The 2,444-nt window shown below is 57.4% G+C and carries 2 protein-coding genes; both read right to left on the bottom strand.

Going from position 1 to position 2,444, the window contains the following annotated elements; all coding sequences use genetic code 11:
* Nucleotides 1–451: 451 nt before the first annotated feature.
* On the bottom strand, nucleotides 452–817 hold the full coding sequence (locus AC0L3S_RS38900) for a hypothetical protein (RefSeq protein WP_473285228.1): 366 nt from the start codon (nucleotides 815–817) through the stop codon (nucleotides 452–454).
* Nucleotides 818–1,910: 1,093 nt separating this feature from the next.
* Nucleotides 1,911–2,444, bottom strand: a 534-nt coding sequence (locus AC0L3S_RS38905) for a phosphoenolpyruvate carboxykinase (ATP) (protein ID WP_473285230.1), incomplete at its 5' end; no start/stop codon positions are given.

Here is a 2,444-nt window from a genome sequence, read left to right on the forward strand (position 1 = left end):
CTACGCCATGCTGGAACAACAAGCTATGGCGGCATAACTTAAACCAAACCCGCCTCCGGCAAACCCGGGGCGGTTCAGTTTCGTTAGCAAGGCGTTATCTGGAGTCCGCGGGAGGCACGACAAAGGCCGCAGCAGGGGGATACTGCTGCGGCCCGCGCTAGGTCAAAAAATTCCGGGTCAAAAAGATCTAAAAAATATGGAGCCAGCTTCGGTGAGTGATCGTACCGCAGCATTTCCCGCGTGCAATATGATCTATGTCACAATCGGCAAGCAGGCTTAATGTGCATCAAAGGTGTGGGAGGGCCCGCCGGGGCTGGCTGAGTTGGCAGGCCCTCGACCACAAGCACAAGGCCGCGTACGTCCCCCATGGCCCCGTCCCGATGTCAATCCTAAGCCAGCGGACTTAATAATCGGTGTGGCCCGCCGGTTCTCGTTGGCGGGCCTATCGTTCTCAGTAGGCGCTGCTCGAAGATTTGCACTCGTAACCCAATGTCACGGGATTTTGTCCGCACTTCATTTCAGATGTCGAGCGGCTGCTGCTCCCGAACAAATTGACCTGGGATTCGTGCGAGCACTTCAAGTCGCCGTTGATGTCTGTCTTGCAGCCGCCGGAGCTTGTATAGGCAGGCGTTCGCTCAGCAGCATTCGCGGTTTTTGATGGCGGCGGCGCGTTAGCAACGATCATGAAGAGCGAGGCGATCACGCCACAGACCGCCACCATGCGTTTGGGTATCATAAGAAAGCGCAGCGGATAGATCACCGAGATTGCACAAACCAGAAAAAGCAGTACCCCGAAAACAACCATGATTTCCTCCAATGGCTGCATCCTGTCTCTCACAAAATTGCAAAGGCTGCTTCAAACAACCTCTAAAATTTGAGGCGATTGTCCGTTTAGTAGCCGGTCCACGGTGGCAGGCTTTCAAACCGAGTCGCGGCTCCGCCTTTGATCACGATGAAACCATCGGCCATCATCGTGGGATGTGTCGGAGTGTGAGCAGTTCGAATCCTGCCATGCCCGGGGAACACGAGGCCCGGCTCGCATACGAACTCCTCCTGCAGGCGAGCCAGACCAAGTGCGACGTGGTGCGCATGGGACGCCAGCACGTTCGCAAGGGGCTGATGACGATGCGTAGGCAAAAGACCGGCGTACCTTTCAACTTCGAAGTCACGCCGAGGCTGCAGGAAGCGATCGACGCTAGGCCATGAGTAACGGCTCACGTTTCTGATCACCGGGGAGGCAATCCATTCACCGCGGCTGGCTTTGGCAATTGGTTCCGGGATATGTGCCGGAAAGCCAAGCTGCCGGCGCGCTGCACCTCTGCAGTATCGTTTGCAACCTCCCGGATCGGTCTGCTTACTTCTATTCCGTCGTGAAGGTAGGCCGGGGCTAAGTCTGCCATTCTGGCGGACAGCAAGCTCGAGGCAGAACCAGGGCTGGCTAGCTTTCTGGGTGCGCAAAATGCCGTATTCTAGCAATATTTCATCATTCTAGCATCATTCATCGACCCCATGGATCTGAAGGGGTATGTTTTGATCATTATCAGAGAGGGAAAGAAATTGTTCCCAGACCAGGAGCATGGAATTCGCAAGGCAGGCTGACGCCGAGGCGGAGGCTGCTCGCACGTTAGTTCAAATGTCGCAAGATACTTCGGAGTTAGAGCATAGACAGGATATTGCCCTCGAAGTCCGACCGGCTACGAGAGCAATCTTCCAAGTTGCATACTCGTCTTTGATAAATCACGCCATGGCGGGGCGACGTGCATGGAAGCTCCACGAGCGGCCCAGACAGCGATGCATCTTCGCGCTTGGCGACCAAAGATCCACTTCGGTTGCGGGAATGTCATATGCAAGGAAGAGCGTTCGTGGAGTGAGAGTGAAGAGATCGCTGCAAAGGGACGAGATGCGAAGCCTTACTCCGCCGCGAGCTTCACGTCCGGTGCAGCGGCGCGGACCTCGGTGTCGACCTGGGCTTCGAACTTGGCAAAGTTCTTCTGGAACATGCCGACCAGCGTGCGGGCGGTCTTGTCGAACTCGTCCTTGTCCTTCCAGGTGTTGACCGGGTTGAGGATCTCGCTCGGCACGCCGGGCAGCGCGGTCGGGACCGCGAAGCCGAAATATTTGTCGGTACGGAATTCGACATTGCGAAGCGAGCCGTCGAGCGCCGCGGTGAGCAGCGCGCGCGTTACCTTGATTGGCATGCGCGAGCCGGTGCCGTACTTGCCGCCGGTCCACCCGGTGTTGACCAGCCAGCAATCGACATTGTGCTGGGCGATCAGATCGCGCAGCATGTTGCCGTAGACGGATGGATCGAGCGGCAGGAAGGGTGAACCGAAGCAGGTCGAGAATTCCGGCTGCGGTTCGTTGCCAAGACCGCGCTCGGTGCCCGCGACCTTGGCGGTGTAGCCCGACAGGAAGTGATACATCGCCTGCGCCGGCGAGAGCTT

The organism is Bradyrhizobium sp. Ken01 (genome assembly GCF_055807355.1).